The sequence below is a fragment of the Bradyrhizobium sp. USDA 3650 genome (genome assembly GCF_054057395.1).
The window spans coordinates 6,407,918-6,431,862 of sequence record NZ_JBSRZG010000001.1 but is presented as its reverse complement, the minus strand read 5'-3'; the positions used below and the strand labels follow the sequence as shown (position 1 = coordinate 6,431,862).

Below are 23,945 nucleotides of genomic sequence, written 5' to 3'. Positions count from 1 at the left end.
TCGCGATGCAAGATGCGGAACCGCTCGTCCCTCGCCGCACATTGTCGGCCGTCAACGATCTCTCGCACCGGACGGTTGCGTGGTGGGAGTAACAAGTGTGGCGGGATTTGAATGGAGTCGCTGATCACGGCCGCGGCCCGCGCGCTCCAAGCCGGCGATCCGCTCGGCGCGCTGAACCGCGTCGCGCTGCGCAACGATGCACCTTCGCTGGCGCTGCGCGGCATCGCGATGGCGCAGCTCGGCGATCTCACAAAGGCGAAGACACTGCTGCGCAGCGCCGCACGTGCCTTCGGTCCGAGAGAGGCGGTCGCGCGCGCCAGATGCGTGGTGGCGGAGGCCGAGATCGCGCTCGTCTCGCGCGACCTGAACTGGCCGGCAAGCACGCTCGCGGCCGCGCGGGCGACGCTTGCAAGCCACGGCGACCTCGCCAACGCCGCCCATGCGGGTCACATCGAGGCGCGCCGACTTCTCCTTCTCGGGCGCCTCGACGAGGCCGAGCGCACGCTGGCGGAGATCAACACCACGCCGGTGCCCCCGGCTGCGCAGGTCGCCCGCGAGCTCGTGATCGCCGGCATTGCCATCAGGCGGCTCCGAACCAAAGACGCGCGCGCGGCGCTCGGGCGCGCGGCGAGCGCAGCACGGCAGGCCGGCATTCCTGCGCTTGCGGCCGAGGTCGAAGGCACGAGCCGCGTACTCGACACGCCCGCAGCGCGCCTGATCACGCGCGGGCACGAACGGCCGTTACTGCTCGAGGAGGTCGAGGACCTCGCGACATCGGAGGCGCTCGTGGTGGACACGTTCCATCACGCGGTTCGCAGGCGAGGCATCCTCGTGCCGCTCGGAAGGCGGCCGGTACTGTTCGCGCTCGCCCGCATCCTGGCGCAGGCCTGGCCCGCCGATGTCTCGCGCGAAGCGTTGATCACCGGCGCGTTTCAGGCAAGGCATGTCGATGAATCGCATCGCGCCCGGCTGCGCGTCGAAATCGGGCGGCTCCGCACCAAGCTCGAGCCTCTCGCCGATGTCCGCGCGACCAGCCAAGGATTTGCGCTGACGCCGCGCAACACGCGGCAGGTTCTCGTCCTCGCACGCCCCGTCGAGGAAAAGCACGCCAATGTGCTCGCCTTCCTCTCCGATGGCGAGCCCTGGTCGAGCTCGGCGCTCGCGCTGGCGCTGGGAACGAGCGCGCGCACCGTGCAACGCGCCCTCGAAGAATTGGCACGATCGAACAAGGTGCAGTCCTTCGGACACGGGCGGGCGCGGCGCTGGATGACGCCGCCCGTCCCGGGTTTCCCGACAGGCTTGTTACTCCCCGGACCGCTCATGAAGACGTAAGGTGGAATCCACACCACAGGGACCGAGCAGATGAAACGTTCAGCCGCCGAGATCGTCAGGGAATACGGGCCCTATGCCGGCGTCGAAGCCGTGCACGGCGTCACCTATGACGGCGCCCATGTGTGGTTCGCATCCGGCGACAAATTGAATGCGGTCGATCCGGCCGATGGCAAGATCGCTCGCTCCATCGATGTCGCCGCGCATGCGGGAACGGCGTTCGACGGCCGCCACCTGTTCCAGATCGCCGAGGACCGCATCCAGAAGATCGACGCTGCGAGCGGCAGGGTGCTCGCCACCATCCCCGCACCCGGCGGCGGCGGCGACTCTGGATTGGCATGGGCCGAGGGCTCGCTCTGGGTCGGACAGTATCGGGAACGCAAGATCCATCAGGTCGATCCCCAGACGGGAAAAATTCTCCGCACCATCGAAAGCAAGCGCTTCGTCACCGGCGTGACCTGGGTCGACGGCGAGCTCTGGCACGGCACCTGGGAAGGCGAGGACAGCGACATCAGGCGGATCGACCCCGAGACGGGCAAGGTGCTGGAGCAGCTCGACCTGCCCGCCGGGACCATGGTGTCAGGGTTGGAGTCCGATGGCGGCGACCGTTTCTTCTGCGGTGGCGGAGATCGCGGCAATGTGAGAGCGGTCCGCCGTCCGAAGCGCAGCTAGGGTGTGCCATGACGAATGCGCGGCAATTGCGCGTTCGCAGCCGTTAATTTGTTTGCCCCAATTCCACCCCATCGGTGGGCTCTAGCGCCCTCCTCGCCTGCCCTGTAGACTTCTGCCCGGGCGGCCTGGGGGATTGATGCGACTGACGCTGAACTTGAAAACTGTCCTGATCGCCGTCGCGGTGCTCGCGGCGTCGTTTTTCATCAGCCTGAAGGCGATGGACTGGCTGTCGCCGCGAGCGACGAATTCCGCACCGCCGGTCGCGCAATTGCCGCCGCTGCCGCCGGTTTCGAAGAGCTCGATCGTGGTGGCACCGGTCGCCATCGCTCTGTCGGCGATCCGCGAGCAGGCCGAGAAGGCCGCTCCGCGCAATTTCGCCGGCAAGGCCGAGAACCCGATCTCGCAAATCCTGGAGAACGCCGACATCGGCTGGTCCGCCGTACGCGGGCCGATGGCAACTGCCGGCGACAGGGACGTGCTGACAATCTCGACGCCGCTCACGGGCAAGCTGAACGTGACGGGCTCGCTCTCGTCGAAAGCCACCGGCGCGCTCGGCGAGGCGCTCGGCAGCGTGCTCGGCGGCAATGCCGCGAAACAGATCGGCGCGGTCAACATCAAGAATTTGAACGCCAGCGCCGAGATCAAGGGCAACGTCGTCGTCACCTCGCGGCCGAAGATTGCGGCCAACTGGCATCTCGAGCCCAATCTCGGCGCCCAGGTCAACCTTGGCGACACCAACCTCAACATCTCGGGCGCCAAGGTCAACGTGCCCGCGCAGGTGAAGCCGCTGATCGACAAGACCGTCGGCGAACAGATCAACGCCGTCTCCGAACGCATGCGCAATGATCCGACCTTGCGGGAGAACGCGAAGCTGCAATGGGCCAAGGCCTGCCGCTCGATCCCGCTGCAAGGCTCGGGCTCCTCGGCCGCGCTGCCGCCACTCTGGCTGGAGATGAAGCCGATCCGCGCCATCGCGGCGCAGCCGCGCGTCGACGCGCAGGCCGTGACCCTGCTGATGGGCCTGGAAGCCGAGACGCGCGTCACCTCCACGCCGACCAAGCCCGACTGCCCGTTCCCCGACAAGATCTCGATCGTGCCGCCGACCGGCACCGGTGTGAACATCGGCGTACCGATCGACGTGCCTTTCACCGAGATCAACAAGCTGATCGCGGCGCAGATGGTCGGCCACACCTATCCCGAGGACGGCTCCGGTCCGGTGGACGTCACCGTCAAGAGCGTCAACGTGATCCCGTCGGGCGAGCGCCTCCTGATCTCGCTGCTGGTGCGCGCCAAGGAGAAGAAGAGCTGGCTTGGTCTCGGCGCCGAAGCGACCGTGCACATCTGGGGCCGGCCGATGCTCGACCAGGCGCAGCAGACGCTGCGGCTCGCCGACATCCAGCTCGCGGTGGAGTCCGAGGCGGCCTTCGGCCTGCTGGGTGCCGCGGCGCGCGCGGTGGTGCCGCAGATGCAGCAGGCGCTGGTTCAGAAAGCGACGGTCGATCTGAAGCCGATTGCCGCCAATGCACGCGAGAAGATCGCCGCCGCGATCGCCGACTTCCAGAAGAGCGAGGACGGCGTCAAGGTCGATGCGAAGATCGACAGCCTGACGCTGGCCGACATCGCCTTCGACTCCAAGACGCTGCGCGTGATCGCGGAAGCCGGCGGCTCGCTGAATGTGTCCGTGACGAAATTGTCGGGAATGTAGCGCGCCGCCTTCCCTCGACGGCCCGCGTCGCCGCTTGCGCCGCTGGCAATCTGGTCGGAGGATGCTAAGCTGTTCCTCGCACCCCGGGGACGAGGTGCTGACAGCACTGGTGCTGACAACGCGAGGACGACATGGAAGCCGGCATGGTCACGCCTGCGCCGGCGCTGGTGCGCTTTTCCGGCATTCAGAAAACCTACGATGGCGAGCACCTCGTGGTGAAGAACCTCGATCTCGACATCAGGAAGGGTGAGTTCGTCACCCTGCTTGGTCCGTCGGGCTCGGGCAAGACGACCACGCTGATGATGCTGGCCGGCTTCGAGGTTCCGACCCATGGCGAGATCTACCTCGCGGACCGGCCGATCAAGAACGTGCCGCCACACAAGCGCGATATCGGCATGGTGTTCCAGAACTATGCCCTGTTTCCGCACCTGACCATTGCGGAAAATATCGCCTTCCCGCTTTCAGTTCGCAACACGAACAAGGCCGAAGCGCAGGATCGTGTCAAAGCGGCATTGCGCATGATCAAGATGGAAACCCTGGCGCAGCGGCGGCCCGGGCAGCTGTCCGGCGGTCAGCAGCAGCGCGTGGCGCTGGCCCGCGCTCTGGTTTTCAATCCGCAACTCGTGCTGATGGACGAGCCGCTGGGCGCCCTGGACAAGCGCCTGCGGGAGCAGATGCAACTGGAGATCAAGCAACTGCACGAGACGATGGGCATCACCGTCGTCTACGTCACCCACGATCAAAGTGAAGCGCTCACCATGTCGGACCGCATCGCCGTGTTCAACGACGGCATCGTGCAGCAGATCGACAGGCCCGACGCGCTGTATGAGCATCCGGTGAACAGCTTCGTCGCCCATTTCATCGGCGAGAACAACGTGCTTTCCGGCACCGTCGAGACGGTCGAGAAACAATATTGCCGCGTTGCGCTGGCGGGCGGCGGCGCCGTGACCGCACGAGCGGTCAACGTATCGGGCGCAGGCGCATCGACCTCGCTGTCGGTGCGGCCGGAGCGGATCGCTATTATCCCGAATGGCACCTCCAGCGACGAACCGAACCGACTGCCGGCCAAGGTGCAGAACACCATCTATCTCGGCGACCACGCGCTGGCCGTGCTCGACGTCGCCGACAACAGGGAGTTCATGGTCAAGCTTCAACCGGGGACTCATGACAGCCTTAGACATGGCAACGTAAGAGCTGGCAGCCTTACACCCGGCGATGACGTATTCATTACCTTCCGCCCGGAGGACTGCCTGGCGCTCGATCCCGTCTGATCCAACCATGCAGCGTCTCGCCAATGCGGGCGGACCTGCATCGACCAAGCTCAACGCAAGTCACGTGAAGAAGGAACAAAGACCATGCTGAAGCGCAAGATTGTCCTGGGTTTCGCCGCGGCACTCACCGCCAGCGCGGCGCTGGTCACGGTCGCGCAGGCGCGTGACCTCACAATCGTGTCGTGGGGCGGCGCCTATCAGGATGCCCAGAAGAAGGTCTATTTCGAGCCGTTCAAGAAAGCGGCCGGTGTGCCCATGAACGACGAGTCCTGGGACGGCGGCGTCGGCGTATTGCGCGCCAAGGTGCAGGGTGGTGCCGCCACCTGGGACGTCGTCCAGGTCGAGAGCGACGAACTGGCGGTCGGCTGCGAGGAAGGCCTGTTCGAAAAGCTCGACTATTCGAAGATCGGCGGTGAGGCCGCCTATATCCCACCGTCAGTCAATCCTTGCGGCGTCGGCGCCATCCTCTACGATTTCGTTCTCGGCTACGACAAGGACAAGCTCAAGGAGGCTCCCAAAGGCTGGGCCGACTTCTTCGACACCAAGAAGATTCCGGGTAAGCGTGCCTTGCGTCAGGGCCCGAAGACCACACTCGAGATCGCCCTCATGGCCGACGGCGTCGCGCCAAAGGACGTCTACAAGGTGCTGGCGACCGACGAGGGCGTCGAGCGCGCCTTCAAGAAGCTGGACACCATCAAGGGCGACATCGTCTGGTGGAAGGCCGGCGCTCAGCCGCCGCAATTGCTCGCCTCCGGCGAGGTGGCGATGACCTCGGTCTACAATGGCCGCATCGACACCGCGAACAAGAACGAGAAGAAGAACTTCGGCATGGTGTGGGACGGTGCGCTGTTCACGCTCGACACGTGGGTGATCCTGAAAGGCAGCCCGAACAAGGACGCGGCCTATAAGTTCCTGGATTTCGTCGGCAAAGCGGAGAACCAGTCGAAACTGTCGGAGAACATTGCCTACGGCACCTCGAACAAGGACGCAGCCGCTTTGCTCGCACCTGCCGTTCTGAAGGATTTGCCGACAGCGCCCGACAACATCAAGAATGCGGTCGAGATCAACGTTGCCTTCTGGCTCGAGAACATCGACCGCCTGACCGAGCGCTTCAACAAATGGGCCGCGAAATAGCGCGCTCCGCAGGGCTCGACCGAAGGTAACACCAATGACGGATGCGCTCTTGACCGGCGCCGATGCGTCGACCGAGGTGCCGCTCAAGCGCCGATTGCGGCGGGCGGAGCGAGCACGCCAGGTCAAAGCATTGGCGCTGGTTCTGCCGCTTCTCGTCTTCCTGCTCTTCACCTTCGCTGGGCCCATCGCCGGCATGCTGTGGCGTGCCGTCGATGACCGCGAGGTGCGTCTGGTTCTGCCTCAGACCATCGCGGCCCTCGCCGGTTGGGACGGCAAGGATCTGCCGGACGAGAAGGCCTACGCGGCGCTGGCGGTCGACATCATGGCGGCGCGCGCTTCCGGCACCATTGCGATTGCGGCCAAGCGGCTCAATTACGCGCTGAACGGCTTCCGCACGATCCTGACCACCACCGCACGCAATCTGAAGACGGCGCCCGAGCCCGGCACGGCCAGGGAGACGCTGGACAAGATCAATCCCGCCTGGCGCGAACGCGCCACCTGGACCACGATCAAGGAAGCCAGTGGTCCCGTGACCGGCTTCTATCTTTTGTCGGCGCTCGACCTGACGCGGAACGTGGACGGCACGATCGTCGCAGCTCCGCCGGATCAGGCCATCTACCGCGACGTGTTCGCCCGCACCTTCCTCATCAGCCTCAGTGTCACAGTGCTTTGCCTGATCCTCGGCTTCCCGGTCGCTTACTTGCTGGCGGCGCTGCCGCCCGGCCGGTCGAATCTGCTGATGATCTTCGTCCTGCTGCCTTTCTGGACGTCGCTGCTGGTCCGCACCTGCGCCTGGATCGTTCTGTTGCAGGGCAAAGGCGTCGTGAACGACAGCCTGCTCTGGCTTGGCATCATCGACGAGCCGTTGCGCCTGATCTACAACCGCTTCGGTGTCTGCGTCGCCATGACCCACGTCCTCCTGCCGTTCATGATCCTGCCGCTGTACAGCAGCATGAAGGCGATCTCGCCTGCTTACATGCGTGCCGCCGCCTCGCTCGGCGCGCCGCCGCTCACCGCGTTCCTGCGGATCTACCTGCCGCAAACCCTGCCCGGCATCGGCGCGGGAAGCCTGCTCGTCTTCATCCTGGCGCTCGGCTATTACATCACGCCGGCACTGGTCGGCGGCGCCGCCGACCAGATGATCAGCTACTTCATCGCGCTCTACACGACCGAGACGGCCAATTGGGGCCTTGCGTCGGCGCTGGGTGCGGTGCTGTTGCTCGCCACTATTCTGCTCGCGCTGGTCTACGGAAAGCTCGTGCAGGGACAGCAGGTGACGGGAGGGATGAAGAATTGAGCGACAATTCCTCCATCCGGACGCCGAGCCAGCGTATCGCGTGGACCGCGACCATCGTGATTTCCACGCTGGTGTTCATCTTCCTGATCGCGCCGATCCTTGCGATCATGCCGCTGTCCTTCAGCTCGGGCTCGTACCTCACCTATCCGCTGCCGGGCCTCTCCCTGCGCTGGTACGACGACTTCATCAATTCGCCGCGCTGGATGAATTCGCTGAAGAACAGCATGATCATCGGTGTGGCCTCGACCCTGCTGTCGATGGTGCTCGGCACGCTGGCGGCGCTGGGGCTGGCGCAGTGGAAGAGCCGGTTCAAGCCGCTCGTGCTGGCTTTCGTGCTGTCGCCGGTCGTTGTGCCCGGCGTCATCACCGCGGTCGGCCTGTATTTCTTCTTCGCGCCGATCGGACTGACCGGCAGTTATCTCGGCTTGATCCTGGCTCACACCGCGCTGGCGACACCCTTCGTGGTGATCACGGTCGGCGCTACGCTGCAGAGCTTCGACACCAATCTGGCGCGCGCCGCCGCCTCGCTGGGCGCCTCGCCGCTTGATGCGTTCCGCCGCGTGATCCTGCCGCTGATCCTGCCCGGCGTGGCGTCGGGGGCGCTGTTCGCCTTCGCGACCAGCTTCGATGAGGTGGTGATCGTGCTGTTCATGGCAGGTCCGGAACAGCGCACCCTGCCGCGCGAGATGTTCAGCGGCATCCGCGAGAACATCAGCCCGACCATCACGGCAGCGGCGGTGATCCTGACGACGGTATCGGTCATCCTGCTCGCCACATTGGAAGGCCTGCGCCGGCGCAATGAACGGCTGAGGGGCAGCGCGTGACTTTCTTCCTTCTCCCCTTGCGGGAGAAGGTGGCGCGAAGCGCCGGATGAGGGGTTGCTTCAGCGAGTTCAAATGCATGAGATGTACGCGCGGAGAGAACCCCTCACCCGTCTCCCCGCTTGCGGGGAGAGGGTAAGAACACCGCCGCGCCCTGCTTATTTCTCAACCCTCCTCGCGCATTCCGGGCTTTGCTCCCGCGACCGATTGTCGTTAGAACGGCTCCCGCAACAAAGCCCAAACAACAACGCTGAGGGAGAAAAACAAAATGCAAAAACTCATCGCCGCGGTCGCGGCCGGACTCGCTCTCGCCGCCACGTCAGGCGCCGCCCAGGCGCAGATTTCCGACGACGTCGTCAAGATCGGTGTGCTCACGGACATGTCGAGCCTCTATGCGGACGCGACCGGCAAAGGCTCGCTCGCCGCAGTGGAGATGGCGGTCGCCGATTACGGCGCCAAGGTCGCGGGCAAGCCTGTCGCAGTGGTCTCCGCCGATCACCAGAACAAGCCCGACGTCGGCGTCAACATCGCCCGCAACTGGTACGACAACGACAAGGTCGACGCGATCTTCGACGTGCCGACCTCGTCGGTGGCGCTGCCGATCTCGGCGCTGACGCGCGAGAAGAACAAGATCCACATCAATTCCGGCGGCGGCTCATCCGACATCACGGGCGTCGCCTGCTCGCCCAACACGGTGCACTGGACCTACGACACCTATGCGCTGTCGAACGTCGCCGGCAAGGCCATGGTCAAGCGCGGCGAGGACACCTGGTTCTTCGTCACCGCCGACTACGCCTTCGGCATGGCGCTGCAGCGCGACGCCGCCAACGTTGTCAAGGAAACGGGCGGCAAGGTGCTCGGCGAGGTTCGCCATCCGCTCAACTCGTCGGACTTCTCGTCCTTCCTGCTCCAGGCCCAGGCCTCCAAGGCCAAGGTGGTCGCGCTGGCCAATGCCGGCGGCGACACTACCAACGCGCTGAAACAGGCGGCCGAGTTCGGCCTGACGGAGGGCGGCCAGAAGATGATCGCCTTGCTCATGGAGATCACCGACGTTCATTCGCTCGGCATCAAGTCTACGCAAGGCCTGATCATCACCGACGCGTTCTACTGGGACACCGACGAGGAGACGCGCGCGTTCTCCAAGCGCTTCAACGAGAAGGTCGGCCACATGCCGACCATGATCCAGGCGGGGCTCTATTCGGCGACCATGCATTATTTGAAGGCGATCGACGCCATCAAGACCGACGAGGCACCGAAGGTGATGGAACAGATGCGCAAAACGCCGGTCAACGACTTCTTCGCCAAGAACGGCAAGATCCGCATCGACGGCCGCATGGTCCACGACATGTATCTGTTCGAGGTCAAGAAGCCCGAGGACTCCAAGGGCGAGTGGGACCTCTACAAGCTGATCGCCACCGTGCCCGGCGACGAAGCCTTCCGCCCGCTCGACAAGGGCGGCTGCCCGCTGGTGAAGGGAAATTAGGGATAGATAACGGGCCGGCATCAATTCCTCATCCTGAGGAGCGCGTCTTCGCGCGTCTCGAAGGATGAAGGCCCGGCCGGTGGCCTCGCCCTTCGAGACGCGCGCAAAAGCGCGCTCCTCAGGGTGAGGGTCGACACCTCGCAATGACGGAAGGCGAAAAAACACACGACAGCGCGCCCGGCAAAAACCGGGCGCGCTTCGTTTAGCCGTTCAGAACCGCATTACTCCGAGTACTTGAACTCGGGCATGTTCTTCAGCTCATCCTTGCTCGCATTGAACACGGCGTGGTCCGGATACCATTTCGACGAGGACGACGCGGTCGTTGTCGTCGCGGGCTTGTTGTCGGTGCCGGTCGCGGCACCCGTCGTGGTGGTCGCCGCGGGCCGGTTGGCTGCGCTGTTCGGGTTGTTCCCAGCAGCGCCGGTATAGGCCACCGCCTCGTTGACGAACTTCAGCTTCTCATAGGGCACGGCAACCAGATGCTCGCCCAAGCCGAGGAAGCCGCCGACGCCGATCACGGCGATCTTGATGTTGCCGCTCTTGTCCATCAGCAGATCGTTGATCGAGCCGATGTTCTCGTTGGCGTCGTTATAGACCTTGATGCCGTCCATCTTGGACGTACGCCACTGTCCCGACGCGGTCGTGGTGGTCGTTGAGGCGGCGGCAGCCGGCGCCTTGTCGGTTGTGGCGGTCGGATTTTGCGCGAACGCAACGGTTGCGAGCAGTGCGGTACCGGCGAGACCGGCCGCGATCGATTTCATCAACATATTGTCCTCTCCTTCAGCAGAAAACTCGTGCGGAGAAAACAGCTCGGATCAGTCCCAGTTCCGCGCGTGCTGCAATTTCGTCGCGTGCTGCGCGAGCATCGGAGCCGCGTGCGATGGTTCCTAAGTCACTCAGGAACATTTTGCAGCGCACGATTCCCCTCGACGATCACGCGGCGCGCGATCGCGATCGCGCATGGCGGCGAGATCCGGAAAATTGTGCAGCGGTTTTCCGAATGATCCTGCCCGAAGAATAAACCTCAGGCCGCGAGCGGCGGGTGCTCGAGGGCGGCCTCGTCGAAGATCGCAATCGCCTCGAAGCGATAATTGCAGGCGTGGCACGTCCAGAGATAGGAGACGCGCCCTTCGCCCGGCTCGATCCAGTCGGGCGTCGGGATCAGCGTGCCGCATTGGGCACAGGGGTTGTTTCTGGGCAAATCGTGTTCTGACATGTCGCCGCTGTGGGCTTTGACCATGGTTGATTTTGTCATGGCACCTCTCCCGATTCGCTGGCCGTGACATACTCGCTTTCGTGCGCCCATGCGAATAGACAGGCTTGCTGTCGCGAGTTGTCCGCCTGAGGAAACTCTGGCGCCAGCATTGAGCCGTCACAGCGGCTTGGCGCCGCGAAAACGTTAAAGGCGGCGTTTGGTCACATCATCGCCGCGTTCGCGAGGCCTAAACGGCAGCCGGGCGCAGGCCTTCAATCAGTCTCAGGGACCTCCGGGATATCTGATGAAAATTTTACATGTTGCCGCGCTGCTCGCGGCCGGACTGACATTGCCGCAGGCCGCATTCGCGGGCCAGGCGGAGTACGCCGAGATGGTGGCGGCCCATGCGCGCGCCAACGGCGTGCCGGAGGCGCTGGTGCATCGCGTCATCATGCGCGAGAGCCGCTATCAGCCCGGCCTGGTCGGCCATGGCGGCACCATCGGACTGATGCAGATCAAGCTCGCGACCGCCCGCGGGGTCGGCTACACCGGCGACGCCGCCGGCCTGCGCGATCCCAACACCAACCTCACCTATGCCGTGAAATATCTCGCCGGCGCCTATCACGCCGCCAATGGCGACCATAGCCGCGCCGTTCGTTATTTCGCCGGCGGCTATTACTACGCCGCAAAGCGGCAGCGGCAGGAGGCCGTGCAGGTCGCCAACATGGGCGAGGCCAATATGGGCGGCCCTTGGCTCGAGCCAAACGGCAATCCGCAGCCGATGTTCGGCAGCGTCCCACATCGCAAGCTCGCCCAGCGCGTCCGCAACGCCCGGGCCCAGGCGCCCAAGTAAACGCCCAGGTAAACGCCCAAGTAAGCGCGGTTCCCACCAAGCGCGTTGACCACCCAGCCCTGCTGGCATACATTAGAGCCGTTCCGAGGGGTGCTCCGAGGAGGAGCTGAGATACCGCTAAATGGGCAAATCCGCCCAGGACCGCGGTGACCCTTTGAACCTGATCCGGGTCATGCCGGCGAAGGGACAGGGATGTTGCAGACGACCAAGCGACCGGATTCCCCGGTATCCATCATCGGCGCAGGCATTGCCGGCGCCTGGCAGGCCTTGCTGTTCGCGCAGGCCGGCCACGCCGTCACCCTGCACGAGCGCGGTGACGCCGACATGACCGATGCCACCAGCCATTGGGCCGGCGGCATGCTCGCGCCCTATTGCGAGGCGGAAGTCTCCGAACCCATCATCAGCCGCCTCGGCCTGCGCTCGCTCGACATCTGGCGGCGCGAATTGCCCGACACGCCCTTCAACGGCTCGCTGGTCGTCGCCCACCCGCGCGAGCGCAACGACTTCGAGCGTTTCGCCCGGATGACCGAAGGCCATCGCCGGCTCGATGCCGCCGGCCTTGCCGAGCTCGAGCCGTCGCTCGAAGGCCGCTTCCGCGACGCGCTGTTCTTCCCGACCGAGGGCCATGTCGAGCCGCGCCGCGTGCTGCCGAAACTGCACGAGCGCATCCGCGCCGCCGGCGGCACCATCAAATTCGAAAGCGACGTCGCCGCGGCCGAACTCGCAAAACTTGATCCTAAAGGCATCGTGATCGACTGCCGCGGCCTTGCTGCGCGCGACGAGCAGCCGGAGCTTCGCGGCGTCAAGGGCGAGATGATCCTGATCGAAACCGCCGAGGTGCAGCTCGCGCGCCCGGTGCGGCTGATCCATCCGCGCTGGCCGCTCTATGTGATCCCGCGCGAGGACAATCTGTTCATGCTGGGCGCGACGTCGATCGAGGCCGAGGACACCGGCGTCAGCGTGCGTTCCGCGCTGGAGCTGTTGGGCGCGGCCTATGCCGTGCACCCCGCCTTCGGCGAGGCCCGCATCGTCGAATTCGGCTCCGGCCTGCGCCCCGCTTTTCCGGACAATCTGCCGCGCATCGGCATCCGCGGCAACACGATCAACGTGAACGGCCTCTACCGCCACGGCTTCCTGATCGCGCCGGCGCTGGCCGAACTGACGCTTGGCTTTGTCGAGCGCGGCCAGATCGACAATGAGGTGATGCAATGCGCGTGATCGTGAACGGCGAGCAGCGCGAGATCAATTCGGCCAGCGTGGACGCGCTGCTCAGCGAGCTCGACTACGAGGGCACCCATTTCGCGATCGCGCTGAACTACGATGTCGTGCCGAAGAGCCGCTGGGCCGAAACCGCGCTGAAGGCCGGCGACGAGATCGAGATCATCACGCCGCGGCAGGGAGGGTGATGTGAACGATGCAATCGCCTTTCTTCACCTCGCCCCGCTTGCGGGGAGAGGTCGAAATTCGCGCGAGCGCGAATTTCGGGTGAGGGGGACTCTCCGCCAGTCCGTCTCTCACCTCCTTTGCGGATACAGCCCCTCACCCCAACCCTCTCCCCGCAAGCGGGGCGAGGGAGCAAACCGCGAAGCGCGGAGACACTGATGGTCAATTTTTACGGCAAGACCTTCCCCTCCCGCCTCCTCATCGGCAGCGCGCTCTACCCCTCGCCTGCGATCATGCAGGCGGCGATCCGCGCCTCGGGCTCGAACATCGTCACGGTGTCGCTGCGGCGTGAATCCGCCGGCGGCAAGACCGGCGATGCGTTCTGGAATCTGATCCGCGAGCTCGACGTCACCGTGCTGCCGAACACCGCCGGCTGCCGCAGCGTGCGCGAGGCGGTGACGACGGCCAAGCTGGCGCGCGAATTGTTTGCGACATCCTGGATCAAGCTCGAAGTCATCGCCGACAACGACACGCTGCAGCCCGACGTGGTCGGACTCGTGGAAGCAGCAAGCATCCTGATCAAGGACGGCTTTGAAGTGTTCCCCTATTGCACCGAGGATCTCTCGGTCGCCAACCGCCTGGTCGACGCCGGCTGCAAGGTGGTGATGCCGTGGGCCGCGCCGATCGGCAGCGCAAAAGGCATCACCAACCGTGACGCGCTCAAGCTGATGCGCGAGCGGCTGCCCGATATCACGCTGGTGGTCGATGCCGGCATCGGCGCGCCCTCGCATGCGGCGCAGGCGCTCGAGCTCGGCTACGACGCCGTGCTGCTCAACACCGCCATCGCCAAAGCCGCCGATCCCGTCGCCATGGCCAACGCCTTCCGCCTCGGGATCGAGGCCGGCCGCGCCGCTTACGAAGCCGGGCTGATGAACGCCCGCGATTTCGCCTCCCCTTCCACCCCTGTCGTTGGGACACCGTTCTGGCATGCCGTATCCTGATCGCAACGCGTATCCTGATCGCTTTTATCCCGTCGTCGACAGCCTCGCCTGGGTCGAGCGCTTGACCAGGCTCGGCGTCGGCACCATCCAGCTGCGCGCGAAAGATCTCGACGATTCGCAATCGCTGCAGATGGTCACCGACGCGCTGGCGATCACCGCGGGCACGCCGGCTAAGCTGGTCGTCAACGATTATTGGCGCGCGGCGATCGTCGCCGGCGCAAAGTATCTACATCTCGGTCAGGAGGACCTGGCCGACGCCGACCTCGCGGCGATCCGCGAGGCCGGCCTGTCGCTCGGCGTCTCAACCCATGACGAGGACGAGCTGGACACCGCGCTCGCCGCCGAGCCCGATTATGTCGCGCTGGGCCCGATCTTCTTCACCACCCTCAAATCGATGCGCTTCGAACCGCAGGGCATCCCAAAGATTACGGAATGGAAGAAGCGCATCGGCACCATCCCGCTGGTCGCGATCGGCGGCATCAAGTTCGAGCACGCCGCGGAGATCTTTGCCGCGGGCGCGGATTCCATCGCCGTCGTCAGCGACGTCACCCAGAATGCCGACCCCGATGCGCGGGTGCGGCAATGGCTCGGCCTCTCCGCGGAGGCGGCGTGATGCGCACTCTCTCGACCCCTCATTGCGAGGAGCACTTGCGACGAAGCAATCCAGACTGTCTCTGCAGAGAGATTCTGGATTGCTTCGCTGCGCTCGCAATGACGGAGCAAGAATTCACCGCCCTCGCCCAGACGCACACACATACGAATTAAACCGGAGGATCCCATGAACATCCGCTCCAATCCCGACAAGACCGTCCCCGCCGTCACCACCGGCCCGCTGCCCTCGTCGCGAAAAATCTTCGCCTCGCCCGATGCCGCCCCTGATCTGCGCGTTCCGCTGCGCGAGATCATCCTCTCTGAGGGCGCCGGCGAGCCGAACCTGCCGGTGTACGACACTTCCGGCCCCTACACCGACCCGAGCGTGACCATCGACGTCAACGCCGGTCTCGCGCGCGGCCGCAAGGCCTGGGTGCTAGAGCGCGGCGGCGTCGAGGAATATCAGGGCCGGCAGATCAAGCCGGAGGACAATGGCAGCGTCTCCACCGACAAGGCCGCGCGCGCCTTCTCGGCCTATCACCAGCCGCTGCGCGGCCTCGACGGCCACAAGATCACCCAGCTCGAATTCGCCCGTGCCGGCATCATCACCAAGGAAATGATCTACGTCGCCGCGCGCGAAAATCTCGGTCGCAAGGAGCAGCTCGAACGCGCGGAAGCGGCCCTTGCCGATGGCGAAAGCTTTGGCGCCGAAGTCCCCGCCTTCATCACCCCGGAGTTCGTCCGCAGCGAGATCGCGCGCGGCCGCGCCATCATCCCCTGCAACATCAATCACAGCGAACTCGAGCCGATGATCATCGGCCGCAACTTCCTCACCAAGATCAACGCCAATATCGGCAACTCGGCGGTGACGTCATCGGTCGAGGAAGAGGTCGAGAAGATGGTGTGGGCGATCCGCTGGGGCGCCGACACCGTGATGGACCTCTCGACGGGCCGCAACATCCACACCACGCGCGAATGGATTTTGCGCAACGCGCCGGTGCCGATCGGCACCGTTCCGATCTATCAGGCGCTGGAGAAGTGCGACGGCGATCCGGTCAAGCTGACCTGGGAGCTCTACAAGGACACGCTGATCGAGCAGTGCGAGCAGGGCGTCGACTATTTCACCATCCACGCCGGCGTGCGCCTGCAATACATCCACCTCACCGCCAGCCGCGTCACCGGCATTGTGTCGCGCGGCGGCTCGATCATGGCGAAGTGGTGCCTGGCGCATCACAAGGAAAGCTTCCTCTACACCCATTTCGACGAGATCTGCGATCTCATGCGCAAGTATGACGTCTCGTTCTCGCTCGGCGACGGCCTGCGTCCGGGGTCGATCGCGGACGCCAACGACCGCGCGCAATTCGCCGAACTGGAAACTCTCGGCGAACTCACGAAGATCGCGTGGGACAAGGGCTGCCAGGTCATGATCGAAGGCCCCGGCCACGTGCCGATGCACAAGATCAAGATCAACATGGACAAGCAGCTCAAGGAGTGCGGCGAGGCGCCGTTCTACACCCTAGGGCCCCTGACCACCGACATTGCGCCGGGCTACGACCACATCACCTCCGGGATCGGTGCGGCCATGATCGGCTGGTTCGGCTGCGCCATGCTCTGCTACGTCACCCCGAAGGAGCATCTTGGGCTACCCGATCGCAACGACGTCAAGGTCGGCGTCATCACCTACAAGATCGCCGCCCACGCCTCCGATCTCGCCAAGGGCCATCCGGCCGCCCAGCTGCGCGACGACGCGCTGTCCCGCGCCCGTTTCGACTTCCGCTGGAGCGACCAGTTCAACCTCGGCCTCGACCCCGACACCGCCAAGAACTTCCACGACGAAACCCTGCCGAAGGAAGCCCACAAGGTCGCGCATTTCTGCTCGATGTGCGGCCCGAAATTCTGCTCGATGAAGATCACGCAGGACGTGCGGGACTACGCGGCGACGCTGAATGATCCGAACGGCGTGGGAATGTCGATGAGCGGCACGGCCGAGGACGGCATGGCCAAGATGAGCGCGAAGTTCAAGGAGATGGGCAGCAGCGTTTATCTGGATGCGGAGAAGGTGAAGGAGAGCAATCGGGTGTTGTGAGCGGGCCCGTGCGAATTCTGGGGGCGACGGTCGTCGCCCCCAAAGTTGGAAACGCAATACGAACAGCCCATGCGGTTTGAAATACTACCAGGACTACCACCGTACGGACCTCCGGCCATCTCTCTGACCGGGCGCGGTGAGCGCGAATTTCGGGAAGGTTTGGTAGTCCGCTTCTATCCCAACGATTCCGATCCATGGATCGGCAATTTCGTGGGAGGCATCTTCGATTACACCACTGTGCTCGATCATCCCAACGGAAGGGACGTGATCGTTGTCGCTCGCGGCGATACTTGCATTATCGATCCGGAACACCACGCCATTCGAGATCGCATTGCAAGTGACACTGCGCGTGCAATTGCCCTACCGGCTCTTGGATTAGTCGTTTTCCAAGGGTCGGTCGATTTCAGCGCGGTTCGGTCAGATAATTGGCGATGGAATAGTCCGCAGATTTCGTGGGATGGCTTCCGCAAGATAGATGTTCAAGAAACCATACTCACCGGCGAGGCATGGTCTCCCATTGGAGACTCTTGGATATCATTCAGCCTCGATCTTTTGACAGGACACTGCACCGACGGAGTTTATGAATTGGATGCGGCTCGGGCGGTGCGTGTGACGCGCAAATCGGACTAGCACGCGTAGCCCGGATGAGCGCAGCGACATCCGGGTCTTCTGTCCCGCATATCGCTCCGCTCATGCGGGCTACAGCTACGGATAATTGACGTGCCCGCTTCCACCCTCCACCGCCTCCCCGACCAACTCCGCCCCAACCTCCGCCTCGTCTTCGTCGGCACCGCCGCCAGCACGCGCTCGGCGGAGCTCGGGCACTATTACGCCCATCCCGGCAACCGCTTCTGGCGCGCGATCCATGAGGCCGGCATCACGCCGCGGCGCTATCAGCCCGGCGAGTTTGCGGCGCTGATCGAGCTCGGGATCGGCTTCACTGATCTGTCCAAGTCGGGCGCCGGAATGGATCACCAGATCGCGGCTGACACGATCGACGTGCCGGGGTTCAGGGCCAAGATCGAAAAATGCCGGCCGAGGGCGATTGCGTTCACGAGCAAGAAGGCGGCGAGCTTGTTTTACGGCAGGCCGTCGGCCGCGATTGCGCTGGGGCGGCAGCCGCGGGATGAGAGTTTGCCTGAGGTGTTCGTGCTGCCCTCGCCGTCCGGCGCTGCGTCCGGGCATTGGACATTGGAGCCGTGGCAGGATTTGGCCGAGTGGATCGGCGAGCTTCAGGAAAACGATCTCAACACCGGTTGATAGGTTTTGAGACTCACATCGTACCCTGCTTCCCAAGGAAACCGTCCCTCGCGATCCGGCCATACGATCTGAAGGCAGGGAAACGGCCGCAGCAATCTTGCATAGAACCAGATCGCCGTGCCGAGATAGGCTTCGTAGGCCCCGAGCGGCACCTCGACGAAGCAGACCTTACGCTCGAGCGGAAGGTCGTCGCAGACGTCGCCCGCGACGTAGCGCCGTCCCGCCGCGGCTCGGTCGCGAACGGCGTTGATGACGGCGCAAGCGTCTTTGGAGTCGAGCCCGAACAAGACGAGTGCGGCGTGCGCGTAGTTGAGGTAGAGGCCAATCGAGAAAACATAAGCCGGCGTGTGCGCCTCAGCGGCGATGCCCATCAGATGGCAGCCGTGTTCCCGAACGTTGCGGAACAGTATCTCGTCGGGAGCCCCGTCCGGCTCGGGCCATACGAAACTATCCAGCATGGGCGGGGTCTCGCACCTGGCGTTCGCGGGGTGGGTGGGCGCAGCGTAACCCACCACCTCGCGTCTGCAAACGACATCCTTCAGCGCCTCACCCCGCATACGCCTTGTCCAGATCCGCAATCACGATCTTTCTCATCTGCATCATCGCCTGCATGACGCGGTTCGCCTTGCTGCGGTCGGGGTCGCCGAGGTAGCGGCCGAGCGCTGATGGGATCACCTGCCAGGACAGCCCGAACTTGTCCTTGAGCCAGCCGCAGCGGGATTCCTCGCCGCCGTCGGCGGTGAGCCTGTCCCAGAAATAATCGACTTCCGCCTGCGTCTCCACGCTGATGAAGAACGACACCGCCTCGTTGAACTTGTATCGCGGCCCGCCATTGAGCGCATTGAAGCGCTGGCCTTCGAGCTCGAACACCGCCATGAAGTCGCTGACGGTCTCAACCTTGGCGTTGGGGAACACCGATTTGTAGAAGGCGACGGCCTCCGGCACGTTGTTGTCGAACCAGAGAAACGGCGTGATGGAGGTCATGAATGGATATCCTTTTGCCTCGGGCGGGCGCGCGGGGCGGCGCGCCGATGTTCCAAGGACGAGGCAGGAGGCAACGATCCGACGGTGGCGGCGGGATTTTCTTGTAGCCCGGATGAGCGACAGCGACATCCGGGGCCGGCGGCTGCCCCGCATATCGCTATCGCTCATGCGGGCTACGGGGTCCACGAAACGCATTAACCTGTCGGAATCCACTCATTCCATTCGTCCTCCGAACGCAAAACGCGATCAACCCCGGAGCCCCTACATGCCCACCATCACCGCCTTCGCAAACTCGCCCGACCGCGGCAAGGGACAGGCGCGCGACATCCGGGTGCGCTGGGCGCTCGAGGAGGTCGGCCAGCCGTACGACGTGCGTCTGATTTCGTTCGCGGACATGAAGGCGCCCGCCCATCTCGCGCTACATCCGTTCGGGCAGATTCCGACCTATGAGGACGGCGACCTCATCCTGTTCGAGTCCGGCGCGATCGTGCTCCATATCGCGGAGCGCCATACCGGGCTGCTGCCGACGGAGCCGAACGCCCGGGCGCGCGCGATCGCGTGGATGTTTGCCGCGCTGAGCACGCTGGAGCCGCCGATCGTCGAGCTCGGGATGGCCATGCTGTTCGAGCGCGACAAGAGCTGGTACGCGGAGCGGCTGCCGATGCTGCAGGATCGCGTCCGCGTCAGGCTCGGCGAATTGGCTCGTCGCCTCGGCGATGCCGACTGGCTCGACGGTGCGTTCAGCGCCGGCGATCTCATGATGGTGACGGTGCTGCGCCGGTTGAACGCGTCAGGCCTGCTGGAGGAATATCCAGATATCGCCGCCTATGTGGCTCGCGGCGAAGCACGGCCCGCGTTCAGGCGGGCATTCGAGGCACAATTTGCGGTGTTCACCGCCGCATCGCGTTCGTAGGGTGGGTTAGCCCCGCGGCTGCGTCGTCATCGGCTAACCCACCGTCGCACCGTCACGTCTCTCAGGGCACCTTGAACTGCTTGCGCGACGTCGCACCGATCACCTCGATGCCAATGGTGCCGCGCAGATGGGAAATATCCAGGCTGACGTGATAGGGGGCTTGCCTGGGCAATCCGATGCCGCTTTGACATCCGACGACCTCGATGCCCCAGTATTCCGGTTGTCGGATGTAGATCAGCGGCACCAATTCGACCTTCATCGTCACCCATGGCTTCACGCCGCTGACGATCAGGATGAACGTATTGGGCACGATACCGGGAACCACCTCTGCATCCGTAAACGATATGAGCCTGCAAGTGCTTGAATGAGGTAGCGCTTCCAGCTCCTTGAGATCACTCTCTTTCATGGAAAGCTCCTGCTGAAATCGATGACCATCGGCTGTCATCGCCTCACAGTCTAATTCAATCTTTGATTGTATACAATGGGCGCCGCGCCTCGAACAGCTTTGAGCAGTTCATCGCGTCACACGGTGAGATCCCGATAGTTGGGGAACGCCGCCCTACAGAGCATCTCGAATGTGAGGCCGAGCAAATTCGTGTACTGATCGGGCATTGCTTCTGCCGCAAAGCCCCCGCATGCTATCTCCGCAGATCGATGGGGAGCCGCCCATGCTGACCCTCTACTCCTATCCAGAGCTGTTCGGCGTCGCCGACAACAACGGCTACGGCCTCAAGGTCTATGCCTTCCTGAAACTCGCGGGCGTGCCGTTCGTGCATGAGCACGTGTTCGATGCCTCCGCCGCGCCGCGCGGGCAGCTGCCCTATATCGTGGATGAGGGCAAGACGATCGGCGACAGCGAGACCATCATCGCGCACGCGACGGCGAAATACCGCCTGACCATTGACGCGGGGCTTTCACCGGAGCAGCGCCGCACCAATCATTTCGTCACGCGCATGCTCGACGATCTCTATTGGGTGATGTCGTATTCGCGCTGGAAGGACGAGCGCTATTATCCCGCGTTCCGCGACGCCTTCATCGCGCAGCACAAGCAGATCGACGCGGCGGGGTTCGAGAAGGCGAAAGCGTATAATGCGCAGCGTTATCATTTCCAGGGCATCGGCCGCTACACGCCCGAGCAGGCCTATGCGCGAGGGCTCGCCGATCTGCAGGTACTGGCGGAGATCGTGCCGGCGAACGGCTTCGTGCACGGCGCGGCGCCTGCTAGTTACTTTCCGATCCCGACGCCGCTGAAGGCCTTTGTCGATGCGCATGAAAACCTCGTCGCGCATTGCGAACGGGTGCATGCGATGGTGACGGGAACGTAGCTCGGATGAGCGACAGCGACATCCGGGGCTGAGGGTTGACCCGCATGTCGCTCTCGCTCATGCGGGCTACGAATTGAGCTGATCGCCCTACCGCATCGTGATCGCAAGCCCGCTGAGATCCGCATTCGCCATCAGGCCGACCTGCGTGCCGGACAGCTCGAGCACGGCGCCCTTCTGGTTGGTCAGCACGATCGCACGGGCGCCGCGCCCCACTGCGATGCCCGCACCGGCGGCGCCGTAGACGCCGGCGATGTCGGAGGGCCGGTTGATGTTGGAAACGCGGCCGCGCAGCACGGTCTTGGAGCCGCCGAAGACGAGGCCGTAATCGAGCCCGCCGGTCGAGAGCGAATAGGCGCGCCCGCGGTAGTTCAGCACGCCCGAGCCGCCGGAGCCGCCGATGATCCAGCCCGCCTTGTAGATCGTCAGCACCACGGTGCCGCCATCGGCCAGCGCCGAGGTCGAGAGGCCGGCAAGCGCGGCAATGCCGACCAGCGCGGCGCGAAGGGTCGATGCGAACTTCATGGGGGTCTCCGGGGGCTATTCTTCAAGGAGGGAAACGAATCAGACGCAGCGAATGTATCCGATGCATCGCGGCGGCAACATGATGGGCTGCGCGTGAGTCGCGGTCTGTAGCAACGCGCTCAAATGTCATCGCCCGGTTTAACCGGGCGATCCAGTATTCCAGAGAGAGCGATGGTGAACCGAGACGCCGCGGCGTACTGGATGCCCCGGTCGAGCCGGGGCATGACGGCAGAGTCTGCTCACGCGCCATCATGCCATTCTGCCCCTGTTTTGCCCGACGGAGCAACGATTATTTTGCTTTTCCCGAAGTTAAAAAGAAAGCTCAATGGTTTCCGCCGGATGCCTACTGTGCATGGGGTTGTTTTCGCGTTTTTTGTTGGAGGCGCCCCGAGCTGCCGTTACGCTGGCGCGTCCAGCCGTCCATCCGAGGTGATCCCATGCCGATCCAGCATTTCGCACCCCCGCCGCACGTCAAGGCGCCGCCGCTATCCTTTGCCACGCGCGCCGGCGATCTCCTGTTCGTCTCCGGCATTCCCGGCTTCGACGCCAGTGGCGCGCTGCCCGATGGCTTCGAGGCGCAGTTCGCCAACGTCGCCGTCAACATCAAGCGCGTGCTGGCGGAGGCCGGCGCCGAGATCCGCGATCTCGTCAAGGTCAACGTGCTGCTGACCCGCGCCTCGGACGTCGCCGCCATGAACGCGCTCTATGCCGGCGCCTTCGGCCCGCCGCCCTATCCCGCCCGCACCACCTGCGTGGTCCACGCGCTGCCCGATCCGAAGATGCTGATCGAGATCGAGGCGGTGGCGTCGCTGGCCAAGGGGTAGACGTGTGCTCGTCCGGCGATAGTCAAGGAATAAGGATCGTTCGAACAGCCGACCAACGGCTGACATATCCGTGAACGGTCGCCGCCCCGCTTGCCAGCCGCACCATTTTGCCGCACCAGTTTCCGTGTCACGTTCCCATCAGGAGATATTTCATGCGTCGCGTTCTCGCCCTCTGTGCCGTTGCCGGCATCGCCACCTCCGTGTTCGCCGTGCCGGCCTCCGCGGCGGTCGGCTATTACGTGATCCGCTGGGACAACACCGGCATCTGCCAGGTCTGGAACGAGGACCTGAAGTACAAGCCGTTCCAGTGGGGCGTGTCGACCTACAAGGTCGTCAGCAAGCCGCTCCCGACCTTCACCGCCGCCTCGGAGCTCCAGATCAAGCTGCGCGGGGAGCGCCGCTGCACGCTCTAGGCGTGAGGCGACAGACCGGATTTCAAGGGGCGGATCGCGCGAGCGAGCCGCCCTTTTCTTTTTGGACGCGCCATTGGTTGTTTGGCCGAGATCGCGCATTTCCGCGCACCCGCTTTGAACCTGGCCAGCTGGCGGACCTACTCACATCTTGTTCGGGGCGCCCCCCATCCTTGCCCGCTTGTTTTGCCCACTCGTTTTTTCACCTCGCGGCCTTGGAGCCAATCGATGCGCGCACCGACGACAGCGACGGTTCTGGCCGCATCGCTGCTGATCGCCGCAACGGCGAACGCACAGGCCCCGCAATCCTTCCGCGTGATCTCGCCGGTGTTCGGCCAGTTGGTCAGCTTCGCGATGCCGTCGAATTTTTCCGCGGTGTTCGAGAACACCAAGGGCGGCCACTACATCCGCGAGGCCGTGCTGAAGGGTGAGACGCCCGACCGCTGGACCGAGATGATCACCGTAACAGGCGAGAAGGGCATGACGACCACTCCCGGTTCATCGCCGGAGAAATTCGCGGGCTCGATCGCAGGCGGTTTCAAATCCGCCTGCCCCGACAGCTTTGCGGCAAGGTCGCTTGGCGCCACCGCGTTCGGCCGCTTCGAAGGTTTCGTCGCCGTGATCGGCTGCGGCCGTGTCGACAGCGGCCCGACCCGGCACAGCGAGACCGCGCTCCTGGTCACGCTGAAGGGCACGACCGATTATTACACGATCCAGTGGGCCGAGCGCGGCCCCGAAACCGACGAGCCGCCGGTGAACAACGACCGCTGGCAAGTGCGTTTGCGCGCGCTCGGCCCGATCGAGCTCTGCCCGATCGTAGCAGGCGAAGCCGCGCCCTATCCAAGCTGCGTGAACAAGAGCTGAGCCCTCTCGACTCCAAGTCCGA

Annotated in this window: 27 protein-coding genes and 1 riboswitch; of the genes, 21 read left to right on the top strand and 6 right to left on the bottom strand. The window is 64.2% G+C overall.

All coding sequences use genetic code 11. The annotated features are described in order from the left end of the window. Window positions 1-111 precede the first annotated feature (111 nt). The 8 genes from ACVIN2_RS30210 to ACVIN2_RS30175 all read left to right on the top strand — a co-directional run bounded on the left by ACVIN2_RS30210 (window position 112) and on the right by ACVIN2_RS30175 (window position 9,712). Window positions 112-1,332 carry a helix-turn-helix domain-containing protein gene (locus ACVIN2_RS30210; protein ID WP_456768377.1) on the top strand — a complete coding sequence of 407 codons (1,221 nt, stop codon included), beginning with the start codon at window positions 112-114 and terminating at the stop codon, window positions 1,330-1,332. Window positions 1,333-1,362: 30 nt separating this feature from the next. Continuing rightward, window positions 1,363-2,001, top strand: a complete 639-nt coding sequence (locus ACVIN2_RS30205; protein ID WP_456768376.1) for a Vgb family protein — start codon at window positions 1,363-1,365, stop codon at window positions 1,999-2,001. Between the two features lie 136 nt (window positions 2,002-2,137). Beyond that, entirely contained in the window at window positions 2,138-3,706 is a 1,569-nt protein-coding gene (locus ACVIN2_RS30200) for a DUF4403 family protein (RefSeq protein WP_456768375.1), read from the top strand. 131 nt (window positions 3,707-3,837) lie between these two features. Next, a complete protein-coding gene (locus ACVIN2_RS30195) occupies window positions 3,838-4,977 on the top strand; it encodes an ABC transporter ATP-binding protein (protein WP_456768374.1) in 1,140 nt (379 codons plus the stop codon). 84 nt (window positions 4,978-5,061) lie between these two features. Further along, window positions 5,062-6,111: an ABC transporter substrate-binding protein gene (locus tag ACVIN2_RS30190; RefSeq protein ID WP_456768373.1), complete on the top strand. Its 1,050-nt coding sequence runs from the start codon at window positions 5,062-5,064 to the stop codon at window positions 6,109-6,111. Between the two features lie 34 nt (window positions 6,112-6,145). Beyond that, window positions 6,146-7,408: an ABC transporter permease gene (locus ACVIN2_RS30185; protein WP_456768372.1), complete on the top strand. Its 1,263-nt coding sequence runs from the start codon at window positions 6,146-6,148 to the stop codon at window positions 7,406-7,408. Next, window positions 7,405-8,232, top strand: a complete 828-nt coding sequence (locus ACVIN2_RS30180) for an ABC transporter permease (RefSeq protein ID WP_456768371.1) — start codon at window positions 7,405-7,407, stop codon at window positions 8,230-8,232. Before ACVIN2_RS30185 ends, ACVIN2_RS30180 begins: the two co-directional genes overlap by 4 nt. Before the next feature lie 265 nt (window positions 8,233-8,497). After that, window positions 8,498-9,712 (top strand): ABC transporter substrate-binding protein, encoded by a 1,215-nt coding sequence (locus ACVIN2_RS30175; protein ID WP_456768370.1) that lies wholly within the window; start codon window positions 8,498-8,500, stop codon window positions 9,710-9,712. Between the two features lie 221 nt (window positions 9,713-9,933). On the opposite strand, the gene ACVIN2_RS30170 is transcribed toward ACVIN2_RS30175, so the two are convergent. Continuing rightward, window positions 9,934-10,479: a PRC-barrel domain-containing protein gene (locus tag ACVIN2_RS30170; RefSeq protein WP_456768369.1), complete on the bottom strand. Its 546-nt coding sequence runs from the start codon at window positions 10,477-10,479 to the stop codon at window positions 9,934-9,936. A 257-nt stretch (window positions 10,480-10,736) separates the two neighbouring features. After that, entirely contained in the window at window positions 10,737-10,967 is a 231-nt protein-coding gene (locus ACVIN2_RS30165) for a hypothetical protein (RefSeq protein ID WP_219685491.1), read from the bottom strand. A gap of 244 nt (window positions 10,968-11,211) precedes the next feature. On the opposite strand from ACVIN2_RS30165, the gene ACVIN2_RS30160 reads away from it, so the two are divergent. The 8 genes from ACVIN2_RS30160 (at window position 11,212) to ACVIN2_RS30125 (ending at window position 18,081) form a co-directional block, all read left to right on the top strand. Continuing rightward, window positions 11,212-11,760: a transglycosylase SLT domain-containing protein gene (locus ACVIN2_RS30160; RefSeq protein ID WP_456768368.1), complete on the top strand. Its 549-nt coding sequence runs from the start codon at window positions 11,212-11,214 to the stop codon at window positions 11,758-11,760. Window positions 11,761-11,836: 76 nt separating this feature from the next. Further along, window positions 11,837-11,965, top strand: a riboswitch (TPP riboswitch). Next, window positions 11,953-12,978: an FAD-dependent oxidoreductase gene (locus ACVIN2_RS30155; protein ID WP_456768367.1), complete on the top strand. Its 1,026-nt coding sequence runs from the start codon at window positions 11,953-11,955 to the stop codon at window positions 12,976-12,978. Its footprint overlaps the riboswitch before it by 13 nt. Next, window positions 12,969-13,166, top strand: a complete 198-nt coding sequence (gene thiS / locus ACVIN2_RS30150; RefSeq protein WP_007600772.1) for a sulfur carrier protein ThiS — start codon at window positions 12,969-12,971, stop codon at window positions 13,164-13,166. The genes ACVIN2_RS30155 and thiS overlap by 10 nt, the downstream gene beginning before the upstream one ends. A 195-nt stretch (window positions 13,167-13,361) precedes the next feature. Next, window positions 13,362-14,144, top strand: a complete 783-nt coding sequence (locus ACVIN2_RS30145; RefSeq protein ID WP_456768366.1) for a thiazole synthase — start codon at window positions 13,362-13,364, stop codon at window positions 14,142-14,144. Next, window positions 14,131-14,757 carry a thiamine phosphate synthase gene (locus ACVIN2_RS30140; protein WP_456768365.1) on the top strand — a complete coding sequence of 209 codons (627 nt, stop codon included), beginning with the start codon at window positions 14,131-14,133 and terminating at the stop codon, window positions 14,755-14,757. Before ACVIN2_RS30145 ends, ACVIN2_RS30140 begins: the two co-directional genes overlap by 14 nt. 165 nt (window positions 14,758-14,922) lie before the next feature. Continuing rightward, window positions 14,923-16,821: a phosphomethylpyrimidine synthase ThiC gene (thiC, locus tag ACVIN2_RS30135; RefSeq protein ID WP_456768364.1), complete on the top strand. Its 1,899-nt coding sequence runs from the start codon at window positions 14,923-14,925 to the stop codon at window positions 16,819-16,821. A gap of 69 nt (window positions 16,822-16,890) precedes the next feature. After that, window positions 16,891-17,451, top strand: a complete 561-nt coding sequence (locus ACVIN2_RS30130; protein ID WP_456768363.1) for a hypothetical protein — start codon at window positions 16,891-16,893, stop codon at window positions 17,449-17,451. 90 nt (window positions 17,452-17,541) lie between these two features. Next, window positions 17,542-18,081, top strand: a complete 540-nt coding sequence (locus ACVIN2_RS30125; protein ID WP_456768362.1) for a mismatch-specific DNA-glycosylase — start codon at window positions 17,542-17,544, stop codon at window positions 18,079-18,081. Here the strand turns inward: ACVIN2_RS30125 and ACVIN2_RS30120 are convergent. Together ACVIN2_RS30120 and ACVIN2_RS30115 are read right to left on the bottom strand one after the other, a co-directional pair. Then, window positions 18,054-18,638, bottom strand: coding sequence for a DUF4262 domain-containing protein (locus tag ACVIN2_RS30120; protein ID WP_456768361.1), 585 nt, complete (start codon window positions 18,636-18,638; stop codon window positions 18,054-18,056). The two genes, ACVIN2_RS30125 and ACVIN2_RS30120, sit on opposite strands and share 28 nt — an antisense overlap. Continuing rightward, a complete protein-coding gene (locus tag ACVIN2_RS30115; protein ID WP_456768360.1) occupies window positions 18,628-19,065 on the bottom strand; it encodes a VOC family protein in 438 nt (145 codons plus the stop codon). The genes ACVIN2_RS30120 and ACVIN2_RS30115 overlap by 11 nt, the downstream gene beginning before the upstream one ends. Window positions 19,066-19,330: 265 nt before the next feature. Here ACVIN2_RS30115 and ACVIN2_RS30110 point away from each other — a divergent pair, with 265 nt between their 5' ends. Beyond that, window positions 19,331-19,978 carry a glutathione S-transferase family protein gene (locus ACVIN2_RS30110; RefSeq protein WP_456768359.1) on the top strand — a complete coding sequence of 216 codons (648 nt, stop codon included), beginning with the start codon at window positions 19,331-19,333 and terminating at the stop codon, window positions 19,976-19,978. A 61-nt stretch (window positions 19,979-20,039) separates the two neighbouring features. Here the strand turns inward: ACVIN2_RS30110 and ACVIN2_RS30105 are convergent, their stop codons facing one another. Then, a complete protein-coding gene (locus tag ACVIN2_RS30105) occupies window positions 20,040-20,384 on the bottom strand; it encodes a hypothetical protein (protein ID WP_456768358.1) in 345 nt (114 codons plus the stop codon). A gap of 262 nt (window positions 20,385-20,646) precedes the next feature. Between ACVIN2_RS30105 and ACVIN2_RS30100 the strand changes: the two genes are divergently transcribed. Next, a complete protein-coding gene (locus ACVIN2_RS30100) occupies window positions 20,647-21,303 on the top strand; it encodes a Tom37 metaxin N-terminal-like domain-containing protein (RefSeq protein WP_456768357.1) in 657 nt (218 codons plus the stop codon). Window positions 21,304-21,390: 87 nt separating this feature from the next. Here ACVIN2_RS30100 and ACVIN2_RS30095 read toward each other — a convergent pair whose 3' ends face one another. Continuing rightward, entirely contained in the window at window positions 21,391-21,825 is a 435-nt protein-coding gene (locus ACVIN2_RS30095; protein WP_456768356.1) for a hypothetical protein, read from the bottom strand. A 437-nt stretch (window positions 21,826-22,262) separates the two neighbouring features. On the opposite strand from ACVIN2_RS30095, the gene ACVIN2_RS30090 reads away from it, so the two are divergent. From ACVIN2_RS30090 to ACVIN2_RS30080, 3 genes are all read left to right on the top strand, one after another. Further along, window positions 22,263-22,649, top strand: coding sequence for a RidA family protein (locus ACVIN2_RS30090; protein WP_247287926.1), 387 nt, complete (start codon window positions 22,263-22,265; stop codon window positions 22,647-22,649). A gap of 152 nt (window positions 22,650-22,801) precedes the next feature. Then, entirely contained in the window at window positions 22,802-23,062 is a 261-nt protein-coding gene (locus tag ACVIN2_RS30085) for a hypothetical protein (protein ID WP_007600739.1), read from the top strand. Between the two features lie 225 nt (window positions 23,063-23,287). Continuing rightward, window positions 23,288-23,923, top strand: coding sequence for a hypothetical protein (locus ACVIN2_RS30080; protein ID WP_456768355.1), 636 nt, complete (start codon window positions 23,288-23,290; stop codon window positions 23,921-23,923). Window positions 23,924-23,945 lie beyond the last annotated feature (22 nt).

Bases quoted from the DNA above. Each gene is read 5' to 3' on its own strand.
- ACVIN2_RS30140 (WP_456768365.1), top strand. From the start codon at position 14,131: ATGCCGTATCCTGATCGCAACGCGTATCCTGATCGCTTTTATCCCGTC.
- ACVIN2_RS30200 (WP_456768375.1), top strand. From the start codon at position 2,138: ATGCGACTGACGCTGAACTTGAAAACTGTCCTGATCGCCGTCGCGGTG.
- ACVIN2_RS30145 (WP_456768366.1), top strand. From the start codon at position 13,362: ATGGTCAATTTTTACGGCAAGACCTTCCCCTCCCGCCTCCTCATCGGC.
- ACVIN2_RS30190 (WP_456768373.1), top strand. From the start codon at position 5,062: ATGCTGAAGCGCAAGATTGTCCTGGGTTTCGCCGCGGCACTCACCGCC.
- ACVIN2_RS30165 (WP_219685491.1), bottom strand. From the start codon at position 10,967: ATGACAAAATCAACCATGGTCAAAGCCCACAGCGGCGACATGTCAGAA.
- ACVIN2_RS30205 (WP_456768376.1), top strand. From the start codon at position 1,363: ATGAAACGTTCAGCCGCCGAGATCGTCAGGGAATACGGGCCCTATGCC.
- thiS (WP_007600772.1), top strand. From the start codon at position 12,969: ATGCGCGTGATCGTGAACGGCGAGCAGCGCGAGATCAATTCGGCCAGC.
- ACVIN2_RS30085 (WP_007600739.1), top strand. From the start codon at position 22,802: ATGCGTCGCGTTCTCGCCCTCTGTGCCGTTGCCGGCATCGCCACCTCC.
- ACVIN2_RS30160 (WP_456768368.1), top strand. From the start codon at position 11,212: ATGAAAATTTTACATGTTGCCGCGCTGCTCGCGGCCGGACTGACATTG.
- ACVIN2_RS30080 (WP_456768355.1), top strand. From the start codon at position 23,288: ATGCGCGCACCGACGACAGCGACGGTTCTGGCCGCATCGCTGCTGATC.
- ACVIN2_RS30130 (WP_456768363.1), top strand. From the start codon at position 16,891: ATGCGGTTTGAAATACTACCAGGACTACCACCGTACGGACCTCCGGCC.
- ACVIN2_RS30185 (WP_456768372.1), top strand. From the start codon at position 6,146: ATGACGGATGCGCTCTTGACCGGCGCCGATGCGTCGACCGAGGTGCCG.
- ACVIN2_RS30090 (WP_247287926.1), top strand. From the start codon at position 22,263: ATGCCGATCCAGCATTTCGCACCCCCGCCGCACGTCAAGGCGCCGCCG.
- ACVIN2_RS30170 (WP_456768369.1), bottom strand. From the start codon at position 10,479: ATGTTGATGAAATCGATCGCGGCCGGTCTCGCCGGTACCGCACTGCTC.
- ACVIN2_RS30175 (WP_456768370.1), top strand. From the start codon at position 8,498: ATGCAAAAACTCATCGCCGCGGTCGCGGCCGGACTCGCTCTCGCCGCC.
- ACVIN2_RS30115 (WP_456768360.1), bottom strand. From the start codon at position 19,065: ATGACCTCCATCACGCCGTTTCTCTGGTTCGACAACAACGTGCCGGAG.
- ACVIN2_RS30120 (WP_456768361.1), bottom strand. From the start codon at position 18,638: ATGCGGGGTGAGGCGCTGAAGGATGTCGTTTGCAGACGCGAGGTGGTG.
- ACVIN2_RS30100 (WP_456768357.1), top strand. From the start codon at position 20,647: ATGCTGACCCTCTACTCCTATCCAGAGCTGTTCGGCGTCGCCGACAAC.
- ACVIN2_RS30210 (WP_456768377.1), top strand. From the start codon at position 112: ATGGAGTCGCTGATCACGGCCGCGGCCCGCGCGCTCCAAGCCGGCGAT.
- ACVIN2_RS30095 (WP_456768356.1), bottom strand. From the start codon at position 21,825: ATGAAGTTCGCATCGACCCTTCGCGCCGCGCTGGTCGGCATTGCCGCG.
- ACVIN2_RS30110 (WP_456768359.1), top strand. From the start codon at position 19,331: ATGCCCACCATCACCGCCTTCGCAAACTCGCCCGACCGCGGCAAGGGA.
- thiC (WP_456768364.1), top strand. From the start codon at position 14,923: ATGAACATCCGCTCCAATCCCGACAAGACCGTCCCCGCCGTCACCACC.
- ACVIN2_RS30155 (WP_456768367.1), top strand. From the start codon at position 11,953: ATGTTGCAGACGACCAAGCGACCGGATTCCCCGGTATCCATCATCGGC.
- ACVIN2_RS30195 (WP_456768374.1), top strand. From the start codon at position 3,838: ATGGAAGCCGGCATGGTCACGCCTGCGCCGGCGCTGGTGCGCTTTTCC.
- ACVIN2_RS30105 (WP_456768358.1), bottom strand. From the start codon at position 20,384: ATGAAAGAGAGTGATCTCAAGGAGCTGGAAGCGCTACCTCATTCAAGC.